Source organism: Paenibacillus sp. FSL R7-0331 (assembly GCF_000758645.1).
GTDB lineage: Bacteria > Bacillota > Bacilli > Paenibacillales > Paenibacillaceae > Paenibacillus_AQ > Paenibacillus_AQ camerounensis.
Genome location: NZ_CP009284.1, coordinates 5,912,070 through 5,938,190, shown reverse-complemented (window position 1 = coordinate 5,938,190; position 26,121 = coordinate 5,912,070). Strand labels below are relative to the sequence as shown.

Sequence of the window (26,121 nt, the reverse complement as noted above, 5' to 3'; positions counted from 1 at the left end):
GGATAACCTCCTAGTCAGTACAAGGGCTTCTGTGGTGTTCCGGCCAGCTGCCGGACTTCCTCCAGCGGCAGCTTCAGCTGATTATACTCCTGAAGCGCGGAGCCGCTCAGCTTGGCGGCAGCATCCTCCGCAGGCAGAACAGCAACCAGCACTGTCGGTGCCTCAGCATCCTCTGTATTTTGCAGCTCATAGAGCAGGGCATATGTTCTATTCTCCGTTTTCAGTGCGCTTTCCGTATTCTGCCACTCCTGCTTGGTGAGCAGACGCAGCTCAAGCAGCGTTGCCTGTGCGTCCGAGCCGGCCTCCCTGTAGCTGAAGCGGATATTCTTCCACGGCTCTGGAGATTCCTCGGCAATTTCAAGGGCATATTTACCTTTCCAGCTCTGCGGAATACTGAAGTTAAAGCCCCATCTGTCGAACTGCTCTTCTACGAATTTCAGGCCGTTCTGTCCGTCCCACTGATAATACTTGGTGATAAACGGTGTCGCCAGGGGCGCCATGCTCTCTGTACCTGCTGGAGGGACAAGGAAGCCGATTTCGGTAATGCCGTCACCGTTGACATCCGAGCTGTAGAGCGGATAGTCCTTAATCGCCATATTGTTCTCGCCCAGCTTGCTGTCCAGTGCCGGAGAATGAGGAGTAAGTGCAATATCCCGGCTTGCTGCGAGCTCTTCATGATGATAGTCTTCTGCTGCCAGTATATCAATAAATTTATCATTTTCCCAAACCAGCAGGGAAGTATAGGAGGCATGGGCGCCAATCGCCACGTCAACGAACAAGGCACTGGCCCCGGGAGCCGCCTTTGTGAAATTGGCCTGAATAATTGCGCCGTCAAAAGCCTGATCGGCCAGGCTCTGCTGCGTACCGCCTGTAAGGCGGAACAGCTGTAGCCGGGCGCTTGGCTGCATGTCTGTAGTGAAGGTGGTCTGGAACAAAGCGATATCTGTATCTCCGCTGCCGGTCAGATCACCGACGGCCAGCTGGTCATAGGGCTGCTTGAGCAGTTCGGATACGATGCTGCCGTCAAGCGTATAAACGGCCAGCTCCTTGCTGAGCCCCTTGCCGCCGCTGAAGCCGAGCAGCATATCCGTTTGCCCGTCCGCAGTAACATCGGTGAACTGTACATAGTCCAGCTCGCTGCCGACACCGGTAATCGTGGTCAGCTTATTCCAGTCGCCGCTTGACTGGGAGAGAACAAGCGTATTCACTTCGTAATCCGTTTTGTCCGTTTTATAGAAGGCCAGAATTTCATCCTTGCCGTCCTGGTCCAGGTCCTGCAGCTGAATGGCGCTGCCCGAATCGGAATGGACAGGGACAGTCAGATGGGCATTTGCCGGAAGAAATGATTTTACAATGCTGGTAATGGTTCCGTCCGCACTGCCCTGTGACGGGGCGCGCAGCAAATCGCTGGGCGCCTTAGGTGCGCCGCAGCCTGCCGTTATCAGGGTTAATAATAGTATGGCGCTAAGGCTTAAGCCGGATTTGTTCATAAGATATAATCTCCTTTGCATTATCTGTGCCTAGTATATCCCAACCGGATGGCAAAGTAGTTGCAAAATGGTAAAGGTTACGCTGTAAGCAAGGAGCGCGCTGCTATAATAATTTGCTATGATTAAGTAATAACGCGGATGCAGCCCGGCTAAGCAGGGCGGAGGGGAGAAGGATGAGAACATTTTTTATAACCGATATCCACGGGGATTTAGAGGGGCTGAACCTGCTGCTGGATAAAGCAGAGGTTGTACCGGACCGTGATCAGCTTGTGTTCGGGGGAGACATGATTAACCGGGGCAAGGATTCGGCCGGGGTGGTCCGAAGGATCAAACAGCTCACAGAGCAGTACCCGCATAATGTTCATGCTGTAATGGGCAATCATGAGGAGATGATGGCTGATTATCTGGTGCGCGGGGACAAGCTGTGGCTGAGCCACGGGGGGCATGAGACGCTGAAGAGCTTCGCTGCGGCATTTCCGGATGAAGCAGTCCGGCAGGAGCAGATGGTGTGGGCTTGCTCTCTGCCTTTGTACTATGAGAATGACAGGTATATCTTCACTCATGCCGGACTGAATCCTGCGCAGCCGCTGGATAAGCAGGAACGGGACATCCTGTGGATGAATGAATACGATTTCTATCATCAGCCTGGAGGGGAGCTGCTGGCGCTGACGGGCGGCAAGCCGGTCATTCACGGACACACGCCCGTAGAGCGGATTTATTGGGACGGAGTAAGAATGAATTGCGATCTGGGCTCGAATACATACTCGGTGCTGGATGAACGGTCGCTCGGGCTGGTAAATCTGACGGAGATGACCTATCTCGTGTATAAGCAGACGGGAAAGAAGCTGGAGGAGCGGCGGATCGGGCGGTATTAACACTGTCATTGAAATAAAAAGAAGGCAGCATCCGAAAAGATGACTGCCTTCCGCTGTTAGTGTGCATTATCCGATATTTGGCGTAGATTCCCGGAAAATCGGTGTTGTATAGATATGAGAGACCTGATAGGGCTGCTCGGGAGAATTGATCCGTGACAGCAGCATTTCGGCAGCTTTGACACCCATTTCATTGCTGTAGATATGAACAGTAGTCAGATGAGGCTCAATAATTCTGGATTCGGGGCCGTTATCAAACCCGCAGATTACTATATCACCGGGAATAGAGTGGTCGAAATTCTTCAGGGATTTCATAAAGCCAACAGCGATGTAATCATTCGCGCATACAAAAGCAGACGGGAGCTCTGATATGTCATTCAATTTCTCATCAGTCCAGCCGGGGCTGGAGAAGAAAAGATGATCCTTATCCAGTACACACTGGGTGAGGTCCAGCCGGATTCCTGCCTCAGTTAACGCACGGTTAAACCCTACCCACCGCTCATTAAAGCTCCGGCAATGATTATAATCCCCGATAAAGCCTAAGGTTGTGTAACCGCCCTCAATAAGCTTCCTGGTAAGCAGATAGGTACTGTTCTCGTTCTCCATTAACAGGACATCCGCCCGGAATTCGGGGTAGCAGACATGTGCAGAGCAGTCGATAAAGATAGTCGGAATCCCAAGGCTTGTAATCAGGCTGCTATAGGCCAGATCAAAGAGCTCAATACAAATAATACCGTCCACATTGCCGACATCGAAATTGTTAGGGAGTGTCAGCGCGTTCTGTTCAATTTCCCGTATGATGTGGATGGACAGGTTGTATCCCTCGGCGCTGATCCGCTTCTCCAGGCCGCTGATTAAAGTCGAGCCAAAGTGGGAGGTGTTCGGAAGGTTTTCCGTTAATAAAGCGATATTCCGGGAGCTCTTCGGCTGGACATTATCCGGCTCCATCAGCGAAAATTGTTTGTATTTCAATTCAATCGCTTTTTTGATGACTTTATTCCGCGTTTCTTCAGGCAGCCCCTCGCTTCCGTTCAAGGCTTTGGAGGCCGTATTTCTGGAGATTCCCAGTGCATCAGCGATGTCCTGTATCGTTACTTTACCCCGTGCCATATATGTAAGTTCACCTCTATATTATGATCTCTCTTCTTTTACTCCCTTAAATGTATAATAGTTTTGCCAAAATAGCAATGACAGTTTTACAAATGCACAATTAAGTTTACATTTTTATTTCTGTATTTCCTTTAAATATTTGTCTTTTATAACTTGGAATGTGCATTTCAGATTAAAAATACAGGTTTTTATTGCAATCATTCAGCATTATTACCTTTTTGACAATATTAAACGGGTTTATACGAACGAAAAAGTAGTCAAATGAACAAATATATTTTTACAAATGTATTGACGGAGAAGATGGTATTTGATAAATTGTAAAAGAACGAAGGGGCATAAACAGCAAAATGTAAGCCTTTTAACAGCGTCCCTGAAGCAGTCAATTATAAATCATGTACAAGAATGGAGGTAAAGGCATTGCATAATTCGATAGAAGTAGGTCAGCGGAAATTGCCGGCGGGACGGAAGAGCTCTCTGATGGAGTATTTGAAGAAGCACTATTTTCTGTATCTCATGCTGTCACCGGCGCTGATCCTGACCCTGATATTTAAATATGGCCCTATGTATGGTGCGATTATCGCCTTTAAGGATTTCAGCCCGATTAAGGGGATTCTGGGCAGTGAATGGGTGGGGCTGTACAACTTTGAGAAATTCCTGTCTTCCCCTAACTTTGAGGTTATTTTTATGAATACGCTTAAATTGAGTTTTTTCGGCCTGATTCTGAGCTTTCCTGTGCCGATTCTGCTGGCTCTGATGCTCAATCAGGTCCGCCGGGCCGGAGTGAAAAAGAACATTCAGCTTTTCCTCTACGCGCCAAACTTTATATCCGTTGTGGTTGTTGTAGGGATGCTGTTCATTTTCCTCTCTCCAACAGGGCCAATCAACCAGCTGTTCAGCTGGATTAACGGGGAGCCGGTGATGTTCATGTCGCGTCCGGAGTATTTCCGCTGGATCTACATTCTTTCCGACATATGGACGGGGGCGGGCTGGGCTTCCATTATCTATGTAGCGGCGCTTGCCAACGTGGACCCTGAGTTACATAACGCAGCCAACCTGGACGGTGCGAACCTTCTGCAAAGAATCCGTCATATTGATCTGCCGACCATCCGGCCGATTATGGCGATTGTGTTCATTCTTGCGGCGGGCGGGATCATGTCTATCGGCTTTGAAAAGGCTTATCTGATGCAGACGGCGACGAACCTGCCAACCTCGGAAATCATTCCGACCTATGTCTACAAAATCGGACTGCAGTCCGGGGACTACGCTTATTCTGCGGCGGTGGGGCTGTTCAACTCAATCATTAACGTCATCCTGCTGATTACGGTGAACTTTACAGTGAAGAAGCTGAATGAGGGCGAAGGTCTTTACTAAGAAAGGAGCAACAAATCATGTTCGTAAACCATTCGCGGCTGGACCGTTTGATGCTTGTGCTGAACGCCGCTTTTCTGACACTGGCTGTGCTGGTGGTGATTCTTCCGCTCGTGTATGTGGTGATCGCCTCCTTCATGGACCCGTCGGTCCTGCTCAGCCGGGGAATCTCATTTAAAATATCGGACTGGTCAGTTGAAGGCTATAAGATGATCCTTACTAATCCTGCGATGCTCAGGGGCTTTGCTAATGCTGTTTTTTATGCATCGGCCTTTGCTATCCTGACCGTCATGGTCTCTATCTGTGCCGGCTATGCCTTGTCGGATGACCGGATGAAGGGGAAGGGTCTTTTTATGACCATATTCCTGTTCACGATGTTCTTTGGCGGCGGGCTGGTCCCGACTTATCTGCTGGTTAAAAATCTGGGCCTGCTCGATACGGTCTGGGCTGTCATTATCCCGGGGGCAGTTAATGTATGGAATATTATTCTGTCCAGAACCTTCTTCAAGGGCGTGCCGAATGAGCTGAAGGAAGCGTCCAATGTGGACGGGGCCTCGGAGATGAGGATTTTCTTCAGCATCGTATTGCCGCTCTCCAAACCGATTATTTTCGTGCTGGCGCTGTATGCCTTTGTTGGACAGTGGAATTCCTATTTTGACGCGATGATCTATCTCGATAATCCCAAGCTTCACCCGCTGCAGCTCGTGCTGCGCTCGATCCTAATCCAGAATCAGGTGGACCCCGGCATGATCAGTGACCAGCTGGCGGCAGCAGAAATGAAACGTCTGTCTGAAATCATCAAGTATGCTGCGATTGTTGTTTCCAGTCTGCCGCTGATTATTATGTATCCGTTCTTCCAGAAATATTTTGAAAAAGGTGTTATGGTCGGTTCCATTAAATAGGCATCGGCCCGCACATAGATAAGATTCTTTCATTCCTATTCATTTGGAGGTCATATCCGTGAAAAGATTAAAAAGGTCAAAAGGTTTGTCAAAAGCTGCTTCTGCCTCAGTCCTTGCTTCCTTCATGTTTCTTGCTGCCTGCGGCGGCGGGGGAGGAAGTGCTGCAAGTGAGCAGCAGGACCCTGACGGCAAAGTCACCCTGAACTTCATTACGCAAAGCTCCGCACTGGCCCCGGCCGATCCGAACGACAAGCTGATCAATAAGCGGCTCGAAGAAAAAACAAATGTGCATATCAACTGGAAGAACTTCACGAGTGACGTGTTTGTAGAAAAAAGAAACCTGGCTGTCGCGAGCGGTGATCTTCCGGATGCTATTTTTAATGCCGACTACAGTGACTATGAGCTGCTGAAGCTGGCCAAGGACGGGGCCATCATCCCGCTGAATGAGCTGATCGAGCAGAATATGCCTAATTTTAAAAAAGTGCTGGAAGAAGCTCCAGAATATAAAAGCATGATAACGGCACCTGACGGCAACATCTACGCCTTCCCTTGGATTGAAGAGCTGGGGAACGGCAAGGAGAGAATTCAGGCGGTGGACAGTATGCCCTGGATCAATGTGGAATGGCTGGAGAAGCTGAACCTCAAGATGCCTGCAACGACGGAAGAGCTGAAGCAGGTACTGATTGCCTTTAAGACACAGGACCCGAACGGTAACGGCCAGGCTGATGAAATTCCGCTATCCTTCATTAATAAGCCGGGAGCGGAGGATCTGGTCTTCCTGTTTGCCTCCTTCGGACTGGGCGAGAATCCTGACCATGCGGTGGTAAGTGATGACGGCAAAGTGATCTTTACGGCTGCAGAGGAAGGCTACAAAAATGCTGTTAAGTTTATTAATGAGCTGTACAAAGAAAAGCTGATTGATATCGAGGCCTATACCCAGGACTGGAGCACTTATCTGGCAAAAGGGAAGGATCAGAAGTACGGGCTGTATTTCTCCTGGGACAAGGCGAATATCTCCGGAGCGAACGATGCTTACGAGGTGATGCCGCCGCTGGCCGGGCCGGACGGTGAAGTCAACGTAACCCGGACGAACGCCCTGGGTCTGGGCCGCGGCAAAATGGTCGTGACCAGTGCGAACAAAAATCTGGAGACCACGGCGAAATGGGTGGATCAGCTGTATGATCCGCTCCAGTCCGTACAGAACAACTGGGGAACCTACGGGGATGACACGCAGCAGAACATCTTTGAACTGGATGAAGCTGCAGGGATGCTGAAGCATTTGCCGCTGGAAGGCACCGCTCCTGTTGAGCTCCGTGAGAAAACAAGCATCGGCGGGCCGCTGGCGATTCTGGATTCCTACTATAATAAGTACACAACGATGCCGGATGATGCCAAGGGCAGAATGGATATCGTCAAGAACATCATGGCTCCCAAAATGAAGGCTGAGAACGTCATGCCGAGCGTATTCCATTCCATTGACGAGCTGGACCGCCTGACGACCATTGAAACCGACCTGTTCGCTTATGTGCTGAGAATGCGTACCGAATGGTATCAGAACGGTAAAATTGATGCCGAGTGGAATGACTATCTCAAGGAGCTGGACCGCCTTGGCCTGCAGGAATGGCTGGAGATCAAGCAGGGCGGCTATGACAGAGCAACGGGGAAGTAATATAAAAATAAAAAATATAAGCTGAACTAAAGTGTTACCTGGAGGCGAAAGCGGCGGAGGAGAAGATTGGAACTGGAGCTGCTATTGGAAGGATAGGTTACATTGAATGAACTTGAAAATACAGAATGAAGGGAAAAGTGACGGAGGGGAATTTTGGAACTGGAGGAGCGGCAGCGTTCGCCTTTGTCTGCAGATTTCCACCGCTAATAGCGGTTAAAATCAAGAAATTCTGCAGACAACAGCGACCGGAAGTCCAAACATTCTCTGTAGTCACGGCCAATCCCGAAGGTATAATTGCGCAGGTTCAATCTAAAATCAATCCTGACAACCGCCGGAAGTCCAAGCATTCCATGTAGTCCACGAATTACGCCAAATTGGTAAAAACTAAAGTTCAGCTTATCCGGGAGAAAAGGAGAAATCATAATGTCAGCAATCACAAAACAAAACTACCGGGGTGTCTATCACTTCTCACCTCAGCATAACTGGATGAACGATCCGAACGGGCTCGTATACTTCGAAGGAGAATACCACTTGTTCTTTCAGCATCACCCGGATGGTATGAGTATGGGGGAGATGCACTGGGGCCATGCCGTCAGCAAGGATCTGATTACCTGGGAAGAGCTGCCGGTTGCACTGGTGCCGGATGAGCTGGGAATGATTTTCTCGGGCAGCGCTGTTGTTGACTGGAAGAATACGACGGGCTTGTTCGGGGAAAAGCCGGGGCTGGTGGCTATCTTCACCCATCACCTGAATATGCCGGAAGGACAGCCTGCCGTGCAGTATCAAAGTCTGGCCTACAGCAAGGACAACGGCAGAACCTGGATCAAATATGCCGGGAATCCGGTGCTGACCCATGACAGCTTCATTGATTTCCGTGATCCCAAGGTGTTCTGGGATACAGAGCGGGAGCGCTGGGTCATGATCGTGGCCTGCGGCCAGACGGTATGCCTGTATCACTCGCCGGATCTGATTCACTGGACCTTTGCCAGTGAATTCGGCGCAGGGATTGGCTCCCACGATGGAGTGTGGGAGTGTCCGGATCTTTTCCCGCTGGCAGTAGATGGAGATGAGAACAATATCAAGTGGGTGATGCTTGTAAGCATCGGCGCTGAGCCTGCGTTTGAGGAAGGCTCAAGAACACAGTATTTCACGGGTGACTTTGACGGAAGCCTGTTCACGCCTGATAAAGAATCGCAGGTCATCCGCTGGGTCGATTATGGAAGGGATAATTATGCAGGAGTGAGCTGGTCTGATCTTCCGGAGGAAGATGGAAGACGCCTGTTTATCGGCTGGATGAGCAACTGGATGTATGCCCAGCAGACGCCGACGGAAGGCTTCCGCGGAGCGATGACAATTCCCCGGGAGCTTACGCTGGAGATGAGGAACGGGGAAGCAACACTCATTCAGAAGCCTGCACAAGAGCTGGAAGCGGCGCGGATACCGGTCTTGTCCCTGAAGAATGCTTCGGTACAAGAGATTAATGCGGCCTGTGCCGGATTAGAGATGGATGCCTACCTCATAGAAGCGAAGCTTCCGCGCGGTACCTCCGCCGGCTTCCGCTTAAAGGCAGGTGCCGGGGAACAAACCGTTGCGGGCATTAACGGGCAGACGGAGGAGCTGTATGTAGACCGCAGCGCTTCCGGGAAGAGTGACTTCCACAGCCTGTTCCCGGGGGTTCACTCTGCGAAGCTTGCAGCACCGGCTGAAGTCTATGATCTGACTATTTATGTAGACCGCTCGTCGGTTGAGGTATTCGCGGGCGGCGGTCAGGCAGTCGTTACGGATCTTATGTACCCAGGACCCGCCTCCAAAGGCCTTGCTGCCTTTGCAGAACACGAAGAGGATGTGTTCCTGTCACTGGATATCTATGAGCTGTCCTCACCTGCCGCAGCCGGCAGCGGGAAGTAAGCGGGAGGTGCGGCATACATGCGTATAGGAGCGATTGAAGCAGGCGGGACGAAATTTATATGCGGCATCGGGGATGAGCACGGACGGATTGAGGACCAGATCAGCTTCCCGACCGGCCATCCAGATCAGACGATGCCCCGGGTGATTGAATATTTTCAAGGCATAGGGGTTGAAGCCATCGGGATTGGGTCCTTTGGTCCGATTGATCTCCGCCCGGATAGTCCGGCCTATGGTTACATTACGACCACGCCCAAGCCGGGATGGGCAAATTATGATCTGCTCGGGAACCTGAAGCAAGCCTTTCCCGTTCCGCTGGGCTGGGATACCGATGTTAATGCTGCAGCCTATGGTGAGGTAAAATGGGGGGCGGCTCAGAATCTGTCCAGCTGCCTGTACATTACCGTAGGCACGGGTGTCGGTGTCGGCGTGTATGCGGAAGGCCGGCTGGTGCACGGTCTTGTCCACCCTGAGGGGGGGCATGTGCCGACGAGACGGCATCCGGAGGATCATTATTCCGGGAGGTGCCCGTATCATGGGGACTGCCTCGAAGGAATGGCGGCAGGTCCAGCCATTGAAGCCCGCTGGGGAAGGAAGGGCCATGAGCTTCCGGCAGAGCATAAGGCATGGGAGATCGAGGCCTTCTATATTGCCGAGTCTCTAACTCAGGCTGTTCTGCTGCTCTCCCCGGAGAAAATCATCCTCGGCGGCGGCGTAATGCAGCAGTCCCAGCTGTTCCCGCTGATCCGTGAGGCTGTGCGCCGGAACCTGAATGACTATGTCAGTGCAGCTGCTATTCTCACGCAAATGGAGGAGTATATTGTGCCTCCGGGCCTCGGTCAGCAGGCGGGATTATGCGGTGCTCTTGCTTTGGGGTTATCAGCAATCCATAATCAAACTTCATCATCCAAGTCAAACCTCATATAGACATGAAAAATCCCGGTGCTTTACACAAAAGCACCGGGATTTTTTGTTCTTTTACAGTCCGTTCTCATCCTTGATCCCCTTGTGCAGCAGCTATGCGCTTTGTACTGAAGGGGCAACCGGGAACATTCTGGTGAAGAGGAAGCGGGCGAGCGGACCGACAACCAGCAGCTGCAGCGGCAGGGCACAGATGAAGTTAAGGCCAAGGACGGTCAGATAATGACCGAGAAAGTTGTCTCCAAAACCGTAGTGTGCTAGTGTGCCATATAAGGACATGCAGAGGACCATACCGCAGACCATAAAGGATGAGATGGTCAATACTTTTTTGATAACAGGATCTGACGGTTTAAGCAGCTTGAAGGCCAGCCCCTTGGCGATTTTGCTGACTACGAAGATATCCAGTACGAGTGCTACTGCAAGCGCCGGCAGCAAGCCTGCTGCAACTTGAATAAACACTCCGCTTGTTGCGCCAACCGATATTATTACATTATAAAAGCTCATTCCGACGACCATTAAAAAGCACGTCATGCTGGTGAAAATCAGTGCTTCTTTTTTATTTTTGCCCATTGTTCAAACTCCCTTAGCTTTAAGTTTTTGCTTCACTCATATTAGCAGGGGGGTGAATTATTGTCAACCTAGTTGACAATAAAACTAAAAAACGTTCAAATTGAAATTGTATTCTGATAACTGGGGGCCTTGTTGATGAAGGAATATATCCGCGGCTTAAATCTGATTGACCTGGTCAGTGAAAAGCATAAGGTATTACGTGAGAAAGTAAGCAGTGATAGCGGTGATCCGCTAAATCATACAGAGACGCATATTCTGGCTAAGCTTGAGCTGCACGGCAGACTGTCCATTTCGGACATCAGCCGGAGAATCAGCATATCCCGTCAGGGGGCGCAGAAGGTTATAACTGCCTTGCTGGAGCGCGGGTATGTCGAAACCGTCCAGGTAGAAGGTAACAGCCGCGATAAATATATTGCGCTGACCGCAGAAGGAGTAGATGTGTGCCGCAGAATGACGGAGATTAAGCAAAAGATCGAACAGGAGATTTCGGCAAAAATCGGCGAAGAGCAGGTGAAGCTGCTGAAGCAGCTGCTGGCGGACGACTGGCTGTAAGCTGGATCGGCTGTGTAGCGGATTTGCGTATATGCTGAATTAAATCTGTTGCGCAAGAAGGCAGGGGAATGTATATTATGGATTGAATTTAATCACGGGTTGCAGGGGTAATATAACTTAAAAAAGTCAGGTGAGGCAGACGATGATTTCGGTAAAAAGATTACTGATCGGACGGCCGCTGAAATCGGAGCAATTGGGCGACCAGAAACTGAGCAAGACGAAGGCGCTGGCCATTCTCTCATCAGATGCTTTATCCTCGGTTGCATATGGGCCGGAGCAGATCCTGCTGGTGCTGATAACCATCGGCGCTGCGGCATTCTGGTATTCCATTCCTATTGCTGCCGGGGTGCTTGTGCTGCTGACTGCACTGATCTTATCCTACAGACAGATTATTTATGCGTATCCCCAGGGCGGCGGAGCTTATGTAGTCTCCAAAGAAAATCTGGGTAAATATCCCGGACTGATAGCCGGGGGCTCGCTGCTGGTTGATTATATTCTGACGGTGGCGGTGAGTGTATCGGCGGGTACGGATGCGATCACTTCGGCTTTTCCGGAGCTGCACCCCTATAATGTGCCCGTCGCCATCCTGTTTGTATTGCTGATTACAACGCTTAATTTGCGCGGGGTTACTGAATCGGCATCATTTCTGGCTTATCCGGTGTACTTGTTCGTGCTGGCCATCTTTATTACTATCGGTGTAGGCCTGTTCCGTATGATCGCCGGTGATGTCCCGGCAGAGCTCCATACCCCGCTCGGTACGCCGGTTGCGGGCATCAGCCTGTTTCTGCTGCTGCGGGCCTTCGCCTCAGGCAGCTCTGCACTGACCGGCGTCGAGGCCATATCCAACGCCATTCCGAACTTTAAGGCGCCTGCCCCGGCCAATGCGGCCAAGACGCTTGCAGCCATGGGGATCTTGCTGGCCGTATTATTTTCCGGCATCGTGGTTCTGGCTTATTATTATGGTGTAATCCCGAATGAGCAGGTAACCGTAATTTCCGAAATTGCCGAACAGGTCTTCGGCCGGAACTTTATGTATTTCTTCATACAGGGTACGACTGCGCTGATTCTGATCCTGGCTGCCAATACGGGCTATTCAGCTTTTCCGCTGCTGGCGGTCAATCTGGCCAAGGATAAATTTATCCCGAGAATGTTCACCGTCCGCGGCGACCGGCTCGGGTACTCCAACGGTATTCTAAGCCTTGGAGTACTCTCGATCATTCTGATCATTGCCTTCGAGGGGCGTACAGAGCATCTGATTCCGTTATATGCGGTCGGGGTATTTATCCCTTTTACCCTGTCGCAGACCGGGATGATGATCAAGTGGATCCGGGAGAAGCCGCAAGGCTGGGCCGGTAAGCTGGCTATTAATACAACAGGGGCGCTGATTAGCTTCGTGGTTACGATCATGTTCTTCCTGACCAAGTTCCCGCAGGTGTGGCCTGTGCTGGTTTTCCTGCCGCTGATTATTCTGCTCTTTTACCGGATCCGCAAGCATTATGAGGCTGTAGCAGACCAGCTGCGTCTTACCACCTGTGAAGAGGAGCCGCTGGCGATTGAAGGTAATGTGATCATCCTGCCGGTGGCCGGGATTACGCATGTCGTGGAGAACTCGCTACGGTATGCACAATCGTTGTCGGCCAGCCAGATTATTGCGGTCCATGTGCCTTTTGAACGGGAAGAGGAGCACGCCTTTGAAGAAAAGTGGAAAAAGTTCCATCCGGAAATCAGGCTGGTGTCGCTATACTCGCCATACCGCAGCATTATTCATCCGTTAATCAAGTTTATTGATACCGTCCAGCGCAAGGCGAACGAATCGCATTACCAGGTGACGGTGATCGTGCCGCAGTTCATTCCCAAGAAGGGCTGGCACAACATTCTCCATAACCAGTCCAGTCTGCTGATCCGTACGCATCTCCTGTACCGCAGAAATGTAATTATAACTACAGTGCCCTACCATTTGAAAAAATAACCGGGCTAGGGGCAGAGCGGGACAATTCCCGGTTCTGCCCTTTTAGTGTGTATAATGGAGAAAACGGAGCACGGGAGGGATAGGGTTGAAGGGGAGAAGAGTAAGCCTGGCCGCACTGATCCTGTCTGTGCTGCTTCTTGTAACCGGCTGCGCCAGCGGAACAGCGCATATGACAGTGAAGAAAAACGGAAGTCTGGAGCTGGCCTTCAGCATGCTGCTGAGTTCCAGGGCGGAATCTCTGGCCGGCGGCAAGCTGGAGGAGGTGCTGAGGGACAGGCTAGCGGACGCAGGTATAGAGCTGGATAAGAGCCAAAGCGGTAAATCAACGGAGTATAAGTTCCTGAAGACCTACAAGTCGTTTGAAGAACTGCAGAAAAATGCCGGCAGCCTGGATATTATAGATACTGAGGTTACTCAAAAGGATAATTGGCTGTATACCCGATACGAGGTTACGGCCCAGCCGAAGCTGAATGCTTATACCGATGAGATCATTGACGGCGTCGGCAGCCTTAATGTGCCGGAATCGCTGGTTCGTCTGCTGCTGCAGAATCTGGCGGTGAATTTCAAATTAACGCTGCCGTACAACTTGTACGGGCCTAACAATGCAGATGCCCGGGAAGGTAACACCCTGACCTGGCGTATCACCATGGCCGATACCGAGCCGGTCCAGCTGGTGGTCTACGTGCCGCAGGTACAGAATATTGCCGTCGCCGGCGGGGGACTGGTGCTGGTGGCCTGCGCAGCGGCAATCTGGCTTGTTCGTTCGAGGAGAAGCAGGCAGATGAAGCAGTAGACATATAACATTATTAAAAAATAGCCGCCGGCATCAGCATCCTCTGCTGAACTGCCGGCGGCTTTGCTCTGCCCGGGTTAATAATCATCCGGCACGGCCCGGGGACGGGAGGAAGCATTATCGCGGTATTGGCCGGGAGTCATGCCCTCCTGTTTGCGGAAGGAGCGGATGAAGTTCTGTGAATTGTTATATCTCAATCTGGCGGCGATATCCTTTATCGGCATATCGGTTTCCTCCAGCCATTTTTTGGCCATCTTGAACCGGTACATTGCCAGGTATTCACTGAAATAATACTGCGTCTCCTTACGGAAGACGCTGCTGATATAATTGGCATTATAATGCAGGCGAGAAGCACATTCCTCCAGTGTCAGGTCCTTATCGTAATCATGCTGCACGATATCAATGATTTTCTCGGAAATGTTATGATACTGCGCATTCTGCCGGCTATGGAAAACCCGGATCATCGGCAGAATTACAATACTCCAGAACCAGTCCTCAATTTCGGCAACGATATGCAGATCGGTCAGCTCCTCGAACAGCGAGCCGTTCACATGGTAGATCTGATTGAGGCTGATCCCTGATTCCTGCATCATGATCAGGATGTTGCCCAGCAGGCGGTGCAGCGGAATCTGATATTCCTGCGGCGAGAGTCCGAGCTTGAAAATGCAGTCGAACAGCTTATGCAGCAGCTCCTTCGCTTTATCCGTATCGGCCAGCTTAATGGCATCCATCAGGTCATTTTCAGTATGCACCGGATAGTTAAGGTTGAGATAATGATTGCCGGAGTTGATATTTTCGTACTGGATGATGATGCCTTTACCAAGTGTAATCCGGTATTTCAGCGCTTCAAGGCTCTCCTTGTAGGCGGTTGGCAGCTTGTCGGTATTATGGAAGGGCAGACTGAGGCCGATGCTCACCTGCAGCTTCAGGTAGCTGTTAATCTCCTGCTGCAAATTCTCCGTCAGCGCATAGAGCGTACGGTGAAAGGCCTCGGCACTGCCTTCCGTGCTCCCGATCAGCGTTACCACGGCATGGTCGATTATAACAGGAGCAAGCCTTCCTCCGGGCGGCACCAGCTCTTCAACCATATTATGGGCGGCGAACAGCAGCAGATGGAGATCCTTTTTGTCATAGCTGCTTTCGGATGAGTAGTCGATACTGAGGGTAATGACGGCCATGGTTCTCCATTCCTCAACGATAGGCCGGTACCCGTATTGCTCCAGCTCTTCGAGCAGCTCGCGCTTCTTGATGCTGCCCTGAAAGGCTTTGGTCAGGAAAAAAGTACGGACCTGCCGGATATGCTGGCTCAGCTCCTTCTCCAGCTGCGACTTGGACTGGAACAGATGATGCATCTGCTCGCCTATCGACTGGAATTCATCAGCGAAACGGGCCTTGATTCCCGGTCTGCGCAGCCCCATCTGATTAAGCAGCCGCTGTATCGGAGAATACATCCGCCGCGAGCCGAGCCAGGCAGTCAGGACGGACAGCAGCAGCATGCAGGCGCAGATCAGCAGGGTGTACGTTCCGATTTTGGAGGACTCCTTGGTCAGGCCCTTAATGGAGGTGACTGACAGATAAGTCCAGCCGTTCAGCTGCGAGCGCAGGTAGGTTACAGAGTAATCCTGCTTGCCGATAGCCGTCTTGAATTGGCCCGCAGGCTCACTCATGCCCGTTACGAGCGAAAAATCATTGAAGCCCCCCGCGGTAGCCGGCCTGCCGATCAGCTCTTTATCGGGATGCAGCAGGATGCGTCCGGATTCATCCAGTACAATGATGCTGTCCAGCGGATCAATCTCCGAGTTAATAAAATCCTGCAGGCTGCAGGCCGGAATATTGGCGAGCGCCAGCCCGTATTTTTGCAGCTTGTTGGTTGGCAGCTTCTTGATCAGACTGATGCTGTAATCGCAGCCGGTAACATTGACGCTCTCCTCGCTGTAGAACAGGGAGGAGGGGTTAAGCACCCATGAGGTCGAATCACGCACATTCATCAGGTTGGACAGCTGCTCATAATTCTGGTATTCGTTCAGGCGGTAAAGGCCGGAATTTTTGATCATCCAGTTCTCGCGCTGGTTCAGCAGAATGACATCCTCCAGCTTCGTGTCAAAGGACTGCATATTGCGGATCTCGGTTCTCAGCTCGTTATATAAAATGAAATCGGTTACATTTAAAGGGTTATTCAATGCTTTTTTGAGCACTGAGGAATTAACAACCTGATTCAAAGTCTGATTGACAGTAGTCAGCTTATGCTCTACATTTGAGTTAATTTGTAAAATGAGTTCCATTTTGCTTTTGTTAACATTTTTTTGAATTTCATTGGAGGATGTGAGATACGAAAATGATCCGATAAACAATACCGGAATCGTGCTGATCACAAAGGTAAACAGCGTTAGCTTGCTCAGAAAGCTTAAGTGTTTCACAGCATTCAACACCTTTTCTTTATTAGAAACAGTCTGCTTTAAGTGTATGCATCATGGAGGATAATAACAATAATCATCTGGTGCCGCAATAATCATTTTCTCTAATAATGACTTACGTTAGAATAATATTCAATAATTGGCAGTTATTAATACATACATAGCCTATGAGGAGGATGCAGGAATGTTCGGAAGACTCGTACGGAGTTCAGTAGTCCGGTATTGCTGTCTGCTTGCTTTGCTCCCGTTAACAGTATTAAGTGCATGCAGTGATGCGGATTCCGATCAGCCCAATCAGGCCCTGCCGCCGATCTCTATTCTGGCTCCGCTGCATTTTCCGCAGCAGCCGTCTAAAGAGATTGTGAGTGAGATTGAGCAGCGGACGGGAGTGAAGCTTGATATAACCTGGGTACCTGAGGGGATCTACAGCGATAAAATGAACACGGCGCTGACAACGAATTCGCTCGTCAAGGTCACTTTTGTCAAATTCACTGATTATAATCTGGTTAAAAATGCGGTCCGCTCCAAAGCCTTCTGGGAGATCGGTCCTTATCTTGGGGAATTCCCGAATCTGAAGCAGCTGGACCCGGCGATTCTCGGCCAGACTGCGGTGGACGGCAAGATTTATGGCCTGTATACAGAGCGTCCATCTTCCAGGCAGGGGATCATTATCCGCCAGGATTGGCTGGATCAGCTGCAGCTGGACAAACCGCAGAATCTGGAAGAGCTGTACGAAGTGATGAAGCAGTTCACCTACAATGATCCCGACGGCGACGGGAAGCAGGACACAATCGGGCTGGTGGACCGCAACGACCTTGTCTATGGCGTGTTCAAAACATTAAGCTCTTACTTTGGCACACCGAACAACTGGAAGCTGGAGAACGGGCAGTTCATTCCGGAGTTCGATACGCCCGAGTATATGGACACAATGAATTTCATGCACAAATTATATGAAGAAAAATTGATTAACCGGGATTTTGCCCTGACCAGCAAGGAGGTGCAGCGTGATAAGTTTATCCGCGGCACAGCCGGGATTTTTATCGGCAGTATGACGGATGTACAGCGGCTGTCGATTGAAGCCCAGGCCATTAATCCCCAGGCGGAGCTTACGCTCATTAACCGGATCGAAGGCCCTGACGGGTACAGGGTATGGTCGATACCCAATTATAACGGATTGTACCTGTTCTCCAAAAAAGCGATTGCGAATGAGGATGAGCTGAAGGAGATCCTGCGCTTTTTTGACTGGAGCATGGATAAGGATGTGGCCAATCTGATGAAGTACGGCATCGAAGGCCGCCACTATAAGCTGGAGAACGGCAAGGTCATCCTGCCGGAGGAAACCTCGCAGCTGCGGGTCAATGAGGTTAATCCGCTCTACTCCCTGATGATTGCTGATATCAGCAACAACAACATTTTGCAGGTCGTGCAGAAAGAGCAGCTGACCGCCATGGCCGAGCAGCTCAGCCGTGATAATGAGCAGTTTGTTGTGGACGATCCGACGCTGACGCTCAGCTCCCCGACCTATGATGAGAAGAACGTCGAGCTGTCGACAATTATTACCGATGCCACCTACAACTATATCCTCGGTAATATGAATACGGCAGAGTTCAATGCGGAAGTGGAGAAATGGAAATCAAGCGGCGGCAGCCTGATCATGCAGGAATATGCGGAGGCGCTGGCCAAGGCGGGGAGCGGCGGGTAAAGGGCAGTAATCGAATAGGCTCTAGAGCGTGTCTGAAAACCCGCTGACTCGTAATCTTCAGACACGCTCTACACACAATTTTCAATTCGTGATCAAATTATTTTTTTCGAGCCATTCAATTTCGTTCCAAATATTAGGTCTATTGATAATCTGACTCTCTCCTCTTGCAAATGAATCATAGCTATCCTTTCCACTGGAGTACCAATCCACAATAACTAAGTTTCCATTTAAACTTTGTATTAGAAATTCGGTAGGTTCAGCAAAGCTTCCTATCTCCTTTTTTACACTTCCAACTAATTTTAAATAGAAGAAGTCACCTTCATTATTAAACTCCACCTGCTCAACACCAATATCAAGACCTGTGACTGCATTATCTGTAAGTTTGTTCTTGAGAAATAAATGATGCTGGGAATTGATTTTTTGTTGCATATATTGCTTCAGGTTCTTGTTATCAAAGTAGGAATCCAAATGAATATCAGAGCCGTTCCATATTGCCTTGTAGTAATCGGATAGAGCAGTCACGCACATGGCATAAGCGGTTTCAAAGTCCCATACAGATAGGCCGTCCTTATCTTTTGTCAAAAAATCGGATGTCGTTGAAGCTTTGACTTTAGTAATGGCTGAATGCTCTGTTTTTTTGGCTTCTTTGCCGATAACTGTAACAGGGATTTCAGGTTCATAGACATTCGTGGTAAAATTATTACATGCGCTTAGAGTAAATAAGAGTACTAATAACAAAATAAGACGCTTCATCCCTTCTCCTCCCTCCCAAAAGTGTCTCTTCGGCCAGGATAAAATCTTTAGCCTTGTGGTTATTATTATAGCTATTTTTTCCAGATGATCCAATAACCAAAGCTGCGATAATACAATCCCTGTTAGTTTCGTAGTAATGAGTTTCCAGACAGGCCCTAGTTTGCAGGTGCTCCGGCTGGACTATAATAGTATAGACAGGAGGATGAATATTCCATGAAAAAATCAGTCTTACTGACTGCCGGGTTAGCGGTAATCATTGCGGCAGGAGCATTTTTTTACGCAGGAAACGGCAGCCGGGACGATGAAAACTCTGGCACAGCCTTAGATGCAACCGCACTAAAACAGCTGGTGCAGGATTACAGCAGCCGCACGCTGACGGCAGAATCGGCATCCATTTCCTCCACACAGCTTGTTGTGCAAGAAACAGATGGTAAATCCGCCAGCTATACCTTGCCGGAGGACGAGTTCTTTGTCTCCATCGCGCCCTATGTGACTAAGACGCATCCGTGCGCCACACATAGCTTGACCGGCTGCCAGGGAGAAATGCCGGCTCAGGATTTCAGCGTATCAGTCCAGGATGCCGCGGGTAATCAGGTTATGGATAAGCAGACCGTACAATCCCAGCCTAACGGCTTCATTGATTTATGGCTGCCGCGGGATAAGACTTATAATGTAACGATCGAACAGGACGGTAAAAAAGCAGTGTCCGAAATTTCTACCTTTGAGCAGAATGATACGTGTGTGACTACGATGCAGCTGGGTTGAGGGGTATACGGACAGATTTGGAGCATGTATAACACATATTGATTTCGAAATTCGGCCGGACAGCAGTCTTCTTCTGGGAAATACGCAGAAGTACGGGGCCGGTAAGTAACATCAAAGATTAGCAGAGCGAGGGTGCTCCTTTTAAGGGAGTATCTTAGCTCTGCTTTTTTTGGTTTCGGGGGCAGGAACCCTGTAATTGTAGGTGCGGCGGCAGTATCCCTTCTGATGCAGCAGGGCAGGTATTCAGAAATCCGTAAGGCTGATATGTGCACACTTGGGACTGTTTGCTGGGATATGCGTGTGCTGATGGACCTAGGAGAAAATTCTGGTTGACCTGATGTTTTCGTAGGTGGCGCGCCGGTTCTAACGGACACAGATGACTATAGTGGTTCGCCTGGCGTTATTGTATGGAGCGCCCCCGTTCTAACGGACTCAGGAGACGTTATCCGATGCTCTGAGCACGTTTTGGATTTCTAACGGACACAGATGACGCTATTTATGCTGAAAAGCACCAATATGGATCTTTCAACAACAAGTAACGCCTCTGGTGTCCGTTAAACATTGCGGGAGCCCGAAATCCCGGAAATAACGTCATCTGAGTCCGTAAGAATGGCAGAGTGAGCGCGAGCGTCGGGGGTATGAGATTTCAAAGTAACATTGAATCATACTCTGGGCCGCACCAGGGCGCGAATGGATCAGCAGCCAAGGAATTAGTTGTGCTCAACACATTTATAGAGCAGCAAACTCAGTCCCCGCAATACGTAACTGTACATCGCACAACTATTGCTGCAGATCGGTTAAACAAACTCGCTTTCCCCGCCGCAAATCCGAGCGGCGGGCAAGTCCTGCCCCCTCTCACCCGGATAAGGTGAGAGGAAACCCCCGGGCAGGCGGGAGCAGCGGAGGGGAAGTTTGGAACTGTAGGAGCGTAGCGTCCGCCTGAAAGCTTTCCGCAGGAAAGCTAGCATCGGAAGCATATGCTGTCTGCGGATTTCTACCGCGATCAGCGGTTTAAATCAAGAAATCTGCAGACAACAGCGGCCGGAAGTCCAAACATTCCCCGCAGCAGCGAATGACGCCATCCGGACTAGTCTTTGCCACATTTGCTTTTGTCTTAGCATCATCGGCTTACCCGCACATTTCTCCGCCGGCAATCCAAGCGGCGGGAACTGCCCTGCTCCCTTTCACCCGGATAAGGTGAATGGAAACTCCCGCGCAGGCGGGAGCAGCGGAGGGGAAGTTTGGAACTGTAGGAGCGATAGCGTCCGCCTTTAGGTTTGGATTTCTACCGCGAAGAGCGGTTTGAAATGGGGAAATCCAAACCTAACAGCGGCCGGAAGTCCAAACATTCCCCGCAGCAGCGAATAGCGCCACCCAGACTAGTCTTTGCCTCATCGATCCCCCTCTGAACTTGCCTTAGCATCATCGCCCCGCCTCCAGCATTTCCCCAGACTTCATCGCCCCACCCCCACGCTTTTAACCAACTATCCTTCCTCTCACCTTATCCGTTCCCCATCACCCGATAATCATTTCCCCAGACACCCCCCCGAAAGCCCCCATAATGAGTAAATGATTGTTTTCGTAACCTGGCCGGAGCTGTAGTGTGAGGCATGTAACCAATTACAAGCCAAACGGAGGTCAAACAGGTATGACGAAAAAATCCTTCACCCTGCTTCTCAGCTCACTGCTGACATTCAGTATGCTGACGGCAGCGTGCGGCAACAGTAACAACGGTAATGAAGCGGCGGCTACTAAAGATCCAGGCACAAGCGGCGGAAACACAACTACGGCCGCAACTAAAGAACCGGCACCTGAGCCGGAGAAGCCGACAGAAATCAAAATCATGCTTCCATTAAACACAGCGGAAACCCCGCCGGATACGATCAAGACAGAGCTGGAGAAGCTGACCAATACGAAGCTGACCTACCAGTTCTTCCCGGCCGATACTTATGAAGAAAAGCTGAACTCCTCTTTTGCCACCGGCTCACTGCCGCAGGTAACGTATCTGAAGAACCAGACCACGTTCGTGCAGATGAGAGAAGCGATCAAGGACGGACAGTTCTGGGAGATCGGGCCGCTCTTAAGCGAGTTCCCGAACCTCAACAAGCTGAAGCCGGAAATCCTGAACAACACCAAGGTGGACGGCAAGCTCTACTCGCTGTACATCGGACGTCCGCTGGCCCGCCAGGGTATCATCTACCGCAAGGACTGGGCGGATAAGCTCGGCCTGCAGGCTCCGGCTAACCTGGATGAGCTGTTCGCAATGGCCCAGGCTTTTACTGAAAAGGACCCTGACGGCAACGGTAAAAAGGACACCATCGGACTCGTGGACCGCAACGAGCTGGTATACGGCGCCTATAAAACGGTTTCTGCCTGGTTTGGCACACCTAACACCTGGGGTGAGAAGGACGGCCAGCTGGCACCGGATTTCACCTTCCCGCAATACATCGATACTATGGATTTCTTCAAAAAGCTGCGTGACGGCGGTTATATGAACAAAGACTTTGCAGCTACAAGTAAAACGGATGCCGTAAACATGTTCGTCAGCGGCAAAGCCGGCCTGTACATCGGCGGCTCGATGCAGGACATCGACACCCTGAACAAGGATCTGATCAAAAACTTCCCGGATGCCGTGCTTGATACACACAGTATGGTTGCCGGACCAGACGGAAAGTTCGCACAGTGGATGATTCCGGGCTATAACAACGTAGTGCTGTTCCCGAAATCTGCGGTTAAGGATGAAGCTGAACTGAAATTAATCCTCGGCTTCTTCGACAAAATGATGACCCCTGAAGTATCCAACCTGATGTACTGGGGTATCGAGGGTACTCACTATACGGTAGAAGACGGCAAGGCTAAGCCTACAGATAACAAGGAACTGATCGAGCGTGAGGTTAAGGGCTACAAGGACAGTGTAATCGGTGAGGCTGAAACCAACGGTATGTACCTGAGCTATAACGTGCTGCCTGGCCGTATCCATGCGGAAGAGCTGATTCTTGAAAATGTGAAGGTAGGCGTTGCTGACCCTACAGCTGCCCTGGATTCTGCCACTTATACGTCGAAGGGCGTAGAGCTGCAGCAGATCATTACGGATGCCACTTACAACTATATTTATGGCCAGCTGGACAAAGCAGGCTTTGAAAAAGAAGTGGAAGCCTGGAAGAGCCGCGGAGGCTCGGCCATCATTGATGAATATAACGCTGTCTATAAAAAATAAGACGCAGCTCCCTGGCACCCCTTTACGGTAATCCGGAGTTCGGAAGGCTGGCGAGGCCAAGCCGCTTCGCCAGCCTTCTTTTTAAAGATAAGATATTGAAACAGAAAGGGAGAGAACTATGCAGGATGTTACCGCTCAGCCCGGTGCAGCTTCACAGCTGGAGCCCAAAAGCTATAAAAGCAGCAGTGAGCTCAAAAAGCGGCTGTGGAGAAACAAATATCTGTACGTCATGCTGATACCGGGTATATTGTTTTTTGTTCTATTTAAATATTTGCCGATGTACGGCCTGATCATTTCCTTTCAGGATTATAAGCCTTACCAGGGAATTACGGGCAGTGAATGGGTTGGGATGGAGCATTTCAAACGCCTGTTCACCGAACCGGATTTTATGAAGATTCTCGGCAATACGCTCATTTTGTTCGGCATGAATATTCTGCTTTATTTTCCGGTGCCGATCATATTGGCCCTGATGCTGAATGAGCTTAGAGGCACATTTTTCAAAAGATTCTTCCAGACACTGGTTTATCTGCCTCACTTTATGTCCTGGGTTATCATCGTCTCGATTACCTACGTTATGGTTACGATGGACGGCGGGATTATTAACGAGCTGCTGAGTTATTTTGGCTTCGAGCAGGTGAACTTCCTGCTGAATCCGGGCTGGTTCCGGCCGATGTATATCCTCCAGATTATCTGGAGAGAAGCAGGCTGGGGTACGATTATTTATCTGGCTTCGATCGCTGCGATTGACCCCGGGCTGTATGAAGCTGCACGCATGGATGGAGCGGGACGGATGCGGCAGATCTGGCATATCACGCTTCCGGCTATCCGGAGTGTCATCATTACCCTGCTTATTCTGAAAATTGGTTCCGTACTGGATCTTGGCTTCGAGCATGTCTATCTGATGCTGAACTCCATGAACCGGAATGTTGCGGAAATTATCGATACGTATGTCTATACCGCAGGACTAAGACAAGGACAGTTCAGTTACAGTACGGCCATCGGATTCTTTAAATCCATTATTGGCCTCATTATGGTCATGTCCGTCAACAAGCTGTCCAAAAAAATGGGCGAAGAAGGCGTTTATTAAGTGAAATGAGAGACTGCGGGAGGAATAGAAGATGGTAGAGGACAGATCGCTGGGCGGCAGGATTTTTGCCGCTGTTAACTTTACGCTGCTGGCGCTGATTGCGCTCATTACCGTGCTGCCGTTTGTGCATGTGGTGGCGGGCTCTTTTACGACAAGTGCGGAGATTGCGGCGAGCAAATTTGTGCTGATTCCGAAGGTGTGGAGTCTGGAGGCTTATAAATTTATTTTTTCAACGGATACAATCTTCAAAGCAATGGGAGTCTCGATTGGCGTTACGCTGATTGGTACATTGTTCAGTATGTTTATCACGGCGCTGATGGCTTACGGGCTCTCCAGAAGAGATCTCGACGGACGCAATGTGGTTAACTTTCTGGTCGTGTTCACGATGCTGTTCCACGGCGGGATGATTCCAACGTTCCTGGTGGTAAAAGAGCTGGGGCTGATCGATTCCTATGCGGCGCTTATCCTGCCGTCGGCGATCAGTGCGTTCAATATGATCATTCTCAAAAACTTTTTCCAGAACATCCCGGAAGGCTTAGAGGAATCGGCCAAAATCGACGGCTGTAACGACTTCGGCATTCTGTTCCGGATCGTGCTGCCGCTGTCGATGCCGGCAATTGCTACGATTTCCCTGTTCTACGCGGTGACCTACTGGAACACTTATATGAGTGCAATTCTGTATCTGGATGACAGCGCCAAATGGCCGATTCAGGTTCTGCTGCGGCAGATCGTTGTCCTGGCCAGCGGGATGGATCACAGCGCTACACTTGATGCGGCCGTTCCGCCGCCGGACCAGTCGATTAAAATGGCTGTTATCGTGGTAGCGACACTGCCGATTCTGATGGTATATCCGTTCCTGCAGAAGCATTTTGCCAAAGGGGCTATGCTCGGTTCAATGAAGGGTTAGGGAAAGGAGGATAAGGGATGATAGGCAGTCTGCCGGCAACACCAATAGAATGGGCGCGCAAGGCCTGTGATTCATTAATGGATACTTACCGGGCGGGAGAGCTTCCTCCCGCTCACCGCTGGCACTACCATCAGGGCGTATTTCTGTGCGGAATGGAGCTGCTGTGGTCTGCTTCGGGTGAAGAACATTATCTGACTTACATTCAGGAGTATGTGGACGATCTGGTGGATGAGCACGGTAATCTGTATTTTGCCCGCGACGAGCTGGATGCGGTTCAGGCAGGGCTGCTGCTGTTCACGCTGCATGAGCGGACCGGTCTTGCGAAGTACAAGACTGCCGCGGATAAGCTGCGGAGTCTGCTGCGGACGGTCAACCGGACAGCCGAGGGCGGTTACTGGCACAAAGACAAATATCCTTATCAGATGTGGCTTGACGGTCTGTACATGGCCGGGGTGTTCTCGCTGAAATATGCGGATGCCTACGGCGATCCGGAGCTGCGCCAGGCAGTGCTGCACCAGGAGCGGCTGATGCGCAAGTATATGAAGGATGAAGCAACGGGGCTGCTCTATCATGCCTGGGATGAGAGCAGACGCATGCCTTGGGCCAATCCGGAGACCGGCTGCTCTCCCGAGTTCTGGAGCCGTTCGCTCGGCTGGTACGGGCTGGCACTGTCACAGTTTCTTACGCTGCTGCCTGCGGAGGAGCCGGGGCGGGCAGAGCTTGCTGCTGCACTCGGAGAATTCGTGCAGGCGCTGATCCGCTACCAGGACAAGGCGAGCGGGCTCTGGTATCAGGTAGTCGATAAAGGGGATAAGCCGGATAACTGGCTGGAGACCTCCGGTTCATGCCTGTTCGTGTATACCATCGCCAAGGCAGTGAAGCTGGGTCTGACGCCTGATGCAGCAGAGGCTGCCGCTGCCGCCCGTAAAGGCTATGAAGGCCTTATTGGAGTGCTGCAGGAGGATGAGCAGGGAAGACTGATTCTGCCGGACATCTGCATCGGCACCTCGGCAGGAGATTACGAGAATTATGTAACCCGTCCGAAAGTAAGCAATGACCTTCATGGCGTTGGGGCGCTGGTGATGGCTTGTGTGGAGATGGAGTCATTGTACGGGGTGACGGATGTGGCGGCTGGCGGTACGGAGTAAGCGGCTG

The 26,121-nt window shown here is 50.6% G+C and carries 20 protein-coding genes; 15 read left to right on the top strand and 5 right to left on the bottom strand.

Going from position 1 to position 26,121, the window contains the following annotated elements; genetic code table 11:
- Positions 1-14 precede the first annotated feature (14 nt).
- The gene (locus R70331_RS25720; RefSeq protein ID WP_042180584.1) at positions 15-1,490 is read right to left on the bottom strand and encodes an FG-GAP repeat domain-containing protein; all 1,476 of its coding nucleotides are present in this window, start codon (positions 1,488-1,490) and stop codon (positions 15-17) included.
- Positions 1,491-1,663: 173 nt separating this feature from the next.
- Here R70331_RS25720 and R70331_RS25715 point away from each other — a divergent pair, with 173 nt between their 5' ends.
- A complete protein-coding gene (locus R70331_RS25715; protein ID WP_042180581.1) occupies positions 1,664-2,365 on the top strand; it encodes a metallophosphoesterase family protein in 702 nt (233 codons plus the stop codon).
- Between the two features lie 66 nt (positions 2,366-2,431).
- Here the strand turns inward: R70331_RS25715 and R70331_RS25710 are convergent, their stop codons facing one another.
- Positions 2,432-3,472: a LacI family DNA-binding transcriptional regulator gene (locus R70331_RS25710; protein ID WP_042180579.1), complete on the bottom strand. Its 1,041-nt coding sequence runs from the start codon at positions 3,470-3,472 to the stop codon at positions 2,432-2,434.
- Between the two features lie 477 nt (positions 3,473-3,949).
- Here R70331_RS25710 and R70331_RS25705 point away from each other — a divergent pair, with 477 nt between their 5' ends.
- From R70331_RS25705 to R70331_RS25680, 5 genes are all read left to right on the top strand, one after another.
- Positions 3,950-4,843: an ABC transporter permease gene (locus tag R70331_RS25705; protein ID WP_231576526.1), complete on the top strand. Its 894-nt coding sequence runs from the start codon at positions 3,950-3,952 to the stop codon at positions 4,841-4,843.
- Between the two features lie 17 nt (positions 4,844-4,860).
- On the top strand, positions 4,861-5,742 hold the full coding sequence (locus R70331_RS25700) for a carbohydrate ABC transporter permease (protein WP_042180574.1): 882 nt from the start codon (positions 4,861-4,863) through the stop codon (positions 5,740-5,742).
- Positions 5,743-5,866: 124 nt separating this feature from the next.
- Positions 5,867-7,411, top strand: coding sequence for an ABC transporter substrate-binding protein (locus R70331_RS25695; protein WP_156131271.1), 1,545 nt, complete (start codon positions 5,867-5,869; stop codon positions 7,409-7,411).
- A 423-nt stretch (positions 7,412-7,834) separates the two neighbouring features.
- Positions 7,835-9,319 (top strand): glycoside hydrolase family 32 protein, encoded by a 1,485-nt coding sequence (locus tag R70331_RS25685; protein ID WP_042180570.1) that lies wholly within the window; start codon positions 7,835-7,837, stop codon positions 9,317-9,319.
- An 18-nt stretch (positions 9,320-9,337) separates the two neighbouring features.
- Complete coding sequence (locus R70331_RS25680; protein WP_042180568.1) at positions 9,338-10,243, top strand: ROK family protein; 906 nt, start codon at positions 9,338-9,340, stop codon at positions 10,241-10,243.
- Between the two features lie 90 nt (positions 10,244-10,333).
- Here the strand turns inward: R70331_RS25680 and R70331_RS25675 are convergent, their stop codons facing one another.
- Positions 10,334-10,807 carry a DUF2798 domain-containing protein gene (locus tag R70331_RS25675; protein ID WP_042180566.1) on the bottom strand — a complete coding sequence of 158 codons (474 nt, stop codon included), beginning with the start codon at positions 10,805-10,807 and terminating at the stop codon, positions 10,334-10,336.
- 135 nt (positions 10,808-10,942) lie between these two features.
- On the opposite strand from R70331_RS25675, the gene R70331_RS25670 reads away from it, so the two are divergent.
- The 3 genes from R70331_RS25670 to R70331_RS25660 all read left to right on the top strand — a co-directional run bounded on the left by R70331_RS25670 (position 10,943) and on the right by R70331_RS25660 (position 14,121).
- Positions 10,943-11,359 (top strand): MarR family winged helix-turn-helix transcriptional regulator, encoded by a 417-nt coding sequence (locus R70331_RS25670; protein ID WP_042180564.1) that lies wholly within the window; start codon positions 10,943-10,945, stop codon positions 11,357-11,359.
- A gap of 142 nt (positions 11,360-11,501) precedes the next feature.
- Positions 11,502-13,328 carry an APC family permease gene (locus R70331_RS25665; protein WP_042180562.1) on the top strand — a complete coding sequence of 609 codons (1,827 nt, stop codon included), beginning with the start codon at positions 11,502-11,504 and terminating at the stop codon, positions 13,326-13,328.
- An 85-nt stretch (positions 13,329-13,413) separates the two neighbouring features.
- Positions 13,414-14,121, top strand: a complete 708-nt coding sequence (locus R70331_RS25660) for a hypothetical protein (RefSeq protein ID WP_042180559.1) — start codon at positions 13,414-13,416, stop codon at positions 14,119-14,121.
- 77 nt (positions 14,122-14,198) lie between these two features.
- Here R70331_RS25660 and R70331_RS25655 read toward each other — a convergent pair whose 3' ends face one another.
- On the bottom strand, positions 14,199-16,538 hold the full coding sequence (locus R70331_RS25655; RefSeq protein WP_042180557.1) for a helix-turn-helix domain-containing protein: 2,340 nt from the start codon (positions 16,536-16,538) through the stop codon (positions 14,199-14,201).
- 181 nt (positions 16,539-16,719) lie between these two features.
- Between R70331_RS25655 and R70331_RS25650 the strand changes: the two genes are divergently transcribed.
- The gene (locus tag R70331_RS25650; protein WP_042180555.1) at positions 16,720-18,237 is read left to right on the top strand and encodes an extracellular solute-binding protein; all 1,518 of its coding nucleotides are present in this window, start codon (positions 16,720-16,722) and stop codon (positions 18,235-18,237) included.
- 81 nt (positions 18,238-18,318) lie between these two features.
- Here R70331_RS25650 and R70331_RS25645 read toward each other — a convergent pair whose 3' ends face one another.
- Positions 18,319-18,990, bottom strand: coding sequence for a lipoprotein (locus R70331_RS25645; protein ID WP_042180554.1), 672 nt, complete (start codon positions 18,988-18,990; stop codon positions 18,319-18,321).
- A gap of 213 nt (positions 18,991-19,203) precedes the next feature.
- Here R70331_RS25645 and R70331_RS25640 point away from each other — a divergent pair, with 213 nt between their 5' ends.
- The 5 genes from R70331_RS25640 to R70331_RS25620 all read left to right on the top strand — a co-directional run bounded on the left by R70331_RS25640 (position 19,204) and on the right by R70331_RS25620 (position 26,114).
- Positions 19,204-19,755, top strand: a complete 552-nt coding sequence (locus tag R70331_RS25640; RefSeq protein WP_042180552.1) for a CueP family metal-binding protein — start codon at positions 19,204-19,206, stop codon at positions 19,753-19,755.
- A gap of 1,648 nt (positions 19,756-21,403) precedes the next feature.
- Positions 21,404-22,972, top strand: a complete 1,569-nt coding sequence (locus R70331_RS25635; RefSeq protein WP_042180549.1) for an extracellular solute-binding protein — start codon at positions 21,404-21,406, stop codon at positions 22,970-22,972.
- A gap of 118 nt (positions 22,973-23,090) precedes the next feature.
- The gene (locus R70331_RS25630; RefSeq protein ID WP_042180546.1) at positions 23,091-24,059 is read left to right on the top strand and encodes an ABC transporter permease; all 969 of its coding nucleotides are present in this window, start codon (positions 23,091-23,093) and stop codon (positions 24,057-24,059) included.
- Positions 24,060-24,090: 31 nt separating this feature from the next.
- Positions 24,091-24,966 (top strand): carbohydrate ABC transporter permease, encoded by an 876-nt coding sequence (locus R70331_RS25625; protein WP_042180543.1) that lies wholly within the window; start codon positions 24,091-24,093, stop codon positions 24,964-24,966.
- A 17-nt stretch (positions 24,967-24,983) separates the two neighbouring features.
- On the top strand, positions 24,984-26,114 hold the full coding sequence (locus R70331_RS25620; protein WP_042180540.1) for a glycoside hydrolase family 88/105 protein: 1,131 nt from the start codon (positions 24,984-24,986) through the stop codon (positions 26,112-26,114).
- The last annotated feature ends 7 nt before the right edge of the window (positions 26,115-26,121 follow it).